The following is a 5043-nucleotide window of genomic DNA, read 5'->3' as shown; positions in this document are numbered from 1 at the left end:
GCCCCGCCCCCGGCGGGCCCCGACCGGCAGGATGGGCCCATGCCTCCTCGCGCCCGCTCCCGCATGACGGGCGGCGAGCGCCGGGAGCAGCTGATCGGCATCGGCCGCCACCTGTTCGCGGAGCGCGGCGTCGAGGGCACCACGGTGGAGGAGATCGCCGCGGCCGCCGGGGTGTCCAAGCCGGTCGTCTACGAGCACTTCCGCGGCAAGGAGGGGCTCTACGCGGTGGTCGTGGACCGCGAGATCGCGACGCTGCTGTCGAGCATCGCCCGCTCGCTGTCGGGGCGCGGCAGCCCGCGCACGCTGCTGGAGCGCTCGACGATCGCCCTGCTCGACTACATCGAGGGCTCGACGGACGGCTTCCGCATCCTGGTCCGCGACTCCCCCGTCGCGCAGGCCACCGGGAACTTCGCGAGCCTCATCTCCGACGTGGCCGGCCAGGTCGAGTACCTGCTCGTCGACGCGTTCGCGGCGCGCGGGTTCCCGCCGCAGACGGCCTCGATGTACGCGCAGATGCTCGTGGGCATGGTCGCCATGACGGGTCAGTGGTGGCTGGAGACGCGCGAGCCCCCCAAGGAGGAGGTCGCCGCCCACCTCGTGAACCTCGCGTGGAACGGCCTGTCCGGCCTCGAGCGCTCCCCCGTCCTGTCCGCCCGCAGCCGGGGCGCCGCCACCGCCGCCGGCGCGGGCGCCGACTAGGGTCCCGCCGTGCCCGAGCCGGAGGAGGCCCAGGAGGACGCCGTGGCGCCCCGCGAGGGGGTCGACCGCGACGAGGTCGACGGCATCGTCGCGGCCTGGCGCCGCGAGGCGCCGCAGCTGGACGTCGACCCGCTCGAGGTGCTCTCGCGCGTGGCCCGGCTCGCCCGCCACCTCGACCGCCTGCGCCGCGACGCCTTCAGCGCGCACGCCCTGGAGACGTGGGAGTTCGACGTGCTGGCGGCGCTGCGCCGGGCCGGCGCGCCCCACGAGCTGTCCCCCGGCCAGCTGCTCGTCCAGACGCTGGTGACCAGCGGGACCATGACGAACCGGGTGGACCGGCTCGTCACGCGGGGGCTGGTGCAGCGCCGCCCCGCGCCCGACGACGGCCGCAGCGTCCTCGTCCGGCTGACCGACGCGGGCGCGCAGGCCGTCGACGCGGCCCTCGCCGACCTCGTGCGCGCCGAGCACCGCATGCTGGGCGTCCTCGCCCCCGACGAGCGGCAGGTGCTCGCCGCCCTGCTGCGGCGGGTGGCCGCGCCGTTCGAGGTCGGCGGCTGACGGCTCCGCGGGGTGCGGCCGCCACGCGGCAGCGCCCCCGCCGGACGGCGGGGGCGCTGCGCGGGGTCGGGTGACGCGGCCTCAGTAGGCGCCGCGGCCGCGGAAGACCGCGCCCGCCGTCTTCCAGAGGATCATGAAGTCGAACGTGAACGACCAGTTCTCGACGTAGCGGACGTCCAGGCGCACGGACTCGTCCCAGTCGAGGTCCGAGCGGCCGTTGATCTGCCACAGCCCCGTGAGGCCGGGCTTGACGAGCAGCCGGCGCCGCATGTCGTAGCCGTAGGTGTCGACCTCGCTCTGCAGCGGCGGACGGGGCCCGACGAGCGACATGTCGCCCAGCAGGACGTTGATGAGCTGGGGCAGCTCGTCCACGGAGTAGCGGCGCATGACGCGGCCGACCCGGGTGATGCGCGGGTCGACCTTCATCTTGAACAGGACGCCGTTGCCGTCGGTCGCGTCGCGCAGGTCCAGGAGCAGCTTCTCCGCGTCCGTGACCATCGAGCGGAACTTGTACATCGTGAACGGCTTGCCGTCCTTGCCGATGCGCTCCTGGCGGAAGAAGACCGGCCCGCGGGAGTCGAGCCTGATGAGCAGCGCCAGCACCAGCAGCACCGGGCTGAGCAGGAGCAGCGAGACACCCGCCGACGTGCGGTCGACGGTCGTCTTGGCGAAGCGCCGCATCCCGGTGAGCTCGGGACGCTCGACGTGCAGCAGCGGGAGGCCGCAGACCGGGCGGATCGCGACGCGCGGCCCGATGACCTCGGTCAGCGCGGGGGCGACGACGAGGTCGGCCCGCGTGGCCTCGAGCTCCCAGCCGAGGCGGCGCAGGGCCGGGCCGTCGAGCTCGGGGCACGCGGTGACCGCGACGACGTCGGCGTCGACGCTCGCGGTGGCGTGCCGGACCTCGTCCAGGCTCCCGATCACGTCGATGCCCAGCGCCGTCAGCTCGGCGTCCTCCTCGGGCGTCCCCGGCCCGCCGGGCACGCAGGCCCCGACGATCCGCATGCCGTGGTACGACGCGCGGTGCAGCTGGCGGGCCATGCTCGCGACGGCCGCGCGGTGGCCGACGGCGACGACGGTCTGCCCGGCCTCCCCGTGCGCGCGGCGCTCGTGCAGGCGCTTGCGGGTCGCGTAGCGGCCCACGAGCGTCAGCAGCGTGGCGATGGGGAAGGCGACGACGACGTAGCCGCGCGCGATGTCGAGGTCGAGGGCCCAGGACGTCGTGCCCACGAGGGCGAGGACGGCGAGGCCCGCGGAGAACACGCGGTGGAACTCCTCGGACCCGACGCCCAGGAAGCGGGGCTCGTAGGTGCGGAAGGCGGCCATCGCCATGACCCACAGCACCGGCAGGAGGACGGCGCACGCCATGACGGCGCGCCCGGGGGTCGTGGTCAGGTCCGCGGGCTGCTGGTTGAAGCGGGCGAAGAAGCCCACGAAGGCGGCGAAGGCCGCGGCCACGGCGTCGACGGCGACGATCTGCTGCACGTAGGTCCGCTGCCAGGCCGGCGTGCGCTCGGAGGCGCCGAGGGCGACGCGCTGGCGCGGGAGGAGGAGGCGCTCACGGCGCAGAGCATCGGCATCGGCCGGTGACGTCCCCAGCAGACCGTCCTCCAGCTCGCCGAGTTCTGACGTGCTTCCGGGCATGTCGCTGATGCTCAATGTCCCCCCTGGACAGTGGTCGCGCTCGCCGGTGGACCGGTGGAGCCTGCTGTGGTCATCGCCCCCGCGACCGACCTCTGCGGTGGACAGAGTAGGGGGGCGGCACCCGCCCCCGGCAAGGCGCGAGGGCCGAAACGGGCCAGAACTCCCCCGTTCGCACCAGATGGCGGGTACACCCTGACAGTTCGCTGAGTAGAGGTCACCGACGGTGATGCATCGGCCCCCGTCGAGCCGATCGCCGTCACTCCACGAGGTCGGACGCCTCCAGCCACGCCTCCTCGAGCTGCTCGCGCTCCGCGGCGAGCTGCCGCAGCTCGACGTCCAGCGTCTGCACGGCCTGGTGGTCGGTCGCCTGCTCGGCCATGGCCGCGTGCAGCTGCGCCTCCCGGCGTGCGACCTTGTCCAGCTGCCGCTCGACGCGGCCCATCTCCTTGCGCGCGGCCCGCACCGCCGCGGCGTCGGGGACGCCGGCCGCCGCCGCGGACGCCGACGCCGCGGCCGTGGCGCTGCGGGCCTGCGTGCGCGCGTCGGTCACCGCCCCGGCCTTCGCCTCCGCCCGGCGGCGCAGGTACTCCTCGACGCCGCCCGGGAGGTCGCGCACCGTGCCGTCGCCCAGCAGCGCGACCTGGCGGTCGGTGACCCGCTCCAGCAGGTACCGGTCGTGGCTGACGACGACGAGCGTGCCGGGCCAGCCGTCGAGGAGGTCCTCCACCGCGGCGAGGGTGTCGGTGTCCAGGTCGTTCGTCGGCTCGTCGAGCAGCAGCACGTTGGGCTCGCCCATGAGCAGCCGCAGCAGCTGCAGGCGCCGGCGCTCGCCGCCGGACAGGTCGCCCACGCGCGTCCAGGCCCGCTGCGCGGTGAAGCCCAGCCGCTCCAGGAGCTGGCCCGCGGGCACGTCGCGGTCGCCCAGGCGCACGTGGCCCGAGACCCGCTCGACGGCCTCGAGCGTGCGCAGGTCCGCGACCTCGTCCAGCTCGCGCACCTCCTGCGTCAGCTGCGCGACCACGACGGTCGAACCGCGCCGGACCCGCCCGGAGTCCGGCTGCAGCGCGCCCGTGACCAGCGCGAGCACCGAGGACTTGCCGGCGCCGTTGACGCCGACGACGCCCACGCGGTCGCCCGGCCCGAGCCGCCACGTGACGTGGTCGAGCAGCGTGCGCCGGCGCTCGCCCGCGCCGAAGGCGAGCGAGACGTCCTCGAGGTCCACGACGTCCTTGCCCAGGCGGGTCGTCGCCATCCGGGCCAGGGCGACGGTGTCGCGCGGCGGCGGCTCGTCGGCGATCAGCGCGGTGGCGGCGTCGATGCGGAAGCGCGGCTTGCTGGTGCGCGCGGGCGCGCCGCGCTGCAGCCAGGCGAGCTCCTTGCGCAGCAGGTTCTGCCGGCGCTCCTCGGTGAAGGCCTGCACGCGGGCGCGCTCGGCCCGCGTCTGGACGTAGGCGGCGTACCCGCCCTCGTAGGGGTCGACGACGCCGTCGTGGACCTCCCAGACGCGCTCGCAGACGGCGTCGAGGAACCACCGGTCGTGGGTCACGACGAGCAGCGCGCCCTGCCCGGGCGCCCAGCGGGTGCGCAGGTGCTCCGCGAGCCACGCCACGCCCTCGACGTCGAGGTGGTTGGTGGGCTCGTCCAGGACCACGAGGTCGTGCTCGCCGGCCAGCAGGGCCGCGAGCGCCACGCGGCGGCGCTGCCCGCCGGACAGCGTCGAGATGGTCGCCTCGAGGCCACCGACGTCGGCGGCGTCCAGCCCGCCCAGCAGGCCTGCGACGACGTCGCGCACGCGCGACTGCGACGCCCAGGCGTGGTCGGGGGCGTCGCCCAGGACCGCCTCGCGCACCGTCGCGCCGGGCGGCAGCGGGTCGCCCTGCTCGAGCATGGCCAGGCGCAGGCCCCCGGTGTGGGTCACGCGGCCGGCGTCGGCCTCCTGGCGCCTGGCCAGCAGCCGCAGCAGCGTGGACTTGCCGTCGCCGTTGCGCCCGACGACGCCCGTGCGGTCGCCCTCGGACAGGCCCAGGGAGACGCGGTCGAGCAGCAGGCGGGAGCCGTGCACGACCGTGAGCGCCTCCGCGCTGACCAGGTTCGTCAGGTTCGGGTTGGCCACGGTTCAGTCGTCTCCATCGGTGCGGGGGG

The 5043-nt window shown here is 75.3% G+C and carries 4 protein-coding genes; 2 read left to right on the top strand and 2 right to left on the bottom strand.

The window, feature by feature from the left end; all coding sequences use genetic code 11:
- Positions 1 to 39: 39 nt before the first annotated feature.
- Both GTR02_RS19740 and GTR02_RS24725 read left to right on the top strand, forming a co-directional pair.
- Positions 40 to 699: a TetR/AcrR family transcriptional regulator gene (locus GTR02_RS19740; RefSeq protein ID WP_166609189.1), complete on the top strand. Its 660-nt coding sequence runs from the start codon at positions 40 to 42 to the stop codon at positions 697 to 699.
- Positions 700 to 741: 42 nt separating this feature from the next.
- Positions 742 to 1257: a MarR family winged helix-turn-helix transcriptional regulator gene (locus GTR02_RS24725; protein ID WP_166609191.1), complete on the top strand. Its 516-nt coding sequence runs from the start codon at positions 742 to 744 to the stop codon at positions 1255 to 1257.
- Between the two features lie 81 nt (positions 1258 to 1338).
- Here the strand turns inward: GTR02_RS24725 and GTR02_RS19730 are convergent, their stop codons facing one another.
- Together GTR02_RS19730 and GTR02_RS19725 are read right to left on the bottom strand one after the other, a co-directional pair.
- Positions 1339 to 2901 (bottom strand): sugar transferase, encoded by a 1563-nt coding sequence (locus GTR02_RS19730; RefSeq protein WP_166609188.1) that lies wholly within the window; start codon positions 2899 to 2901, stop codon positions 1339 to 1341.
- A 256-nt stretch (positions 2902 to 3157) separates the two neighbouring features.
- The gene (locus tag GTR02_RS19725; protein WP_166609190.1) at positions 3158 to 4999 is read right to left on the bottom strand and encodes an ABC-F family ATP-binding cassette domain-containing protein; all 1842 of its coding nucleotides are present in this window, start codon (positions 4997 to 4999) and stop codon (positions 3158 to 3160) included.
- Positions 5000 to 5043: the final 44 nt, after the last annotated feature.

It is taken from the genome of Kineococcus siccus (assembly GCF_009906795.1).
Classification (GTDB): domain Bacteria; phylum Actinomycetota; class Actinomycetes; order Actinomycetales; family Kineococcaceae; genus Kineococcus; species Kineococcus siccus.
Note: the sequence above shows the minus strand (reverse complement) of the source record. Positions and strands in the feature narration are given on the sequence as shown.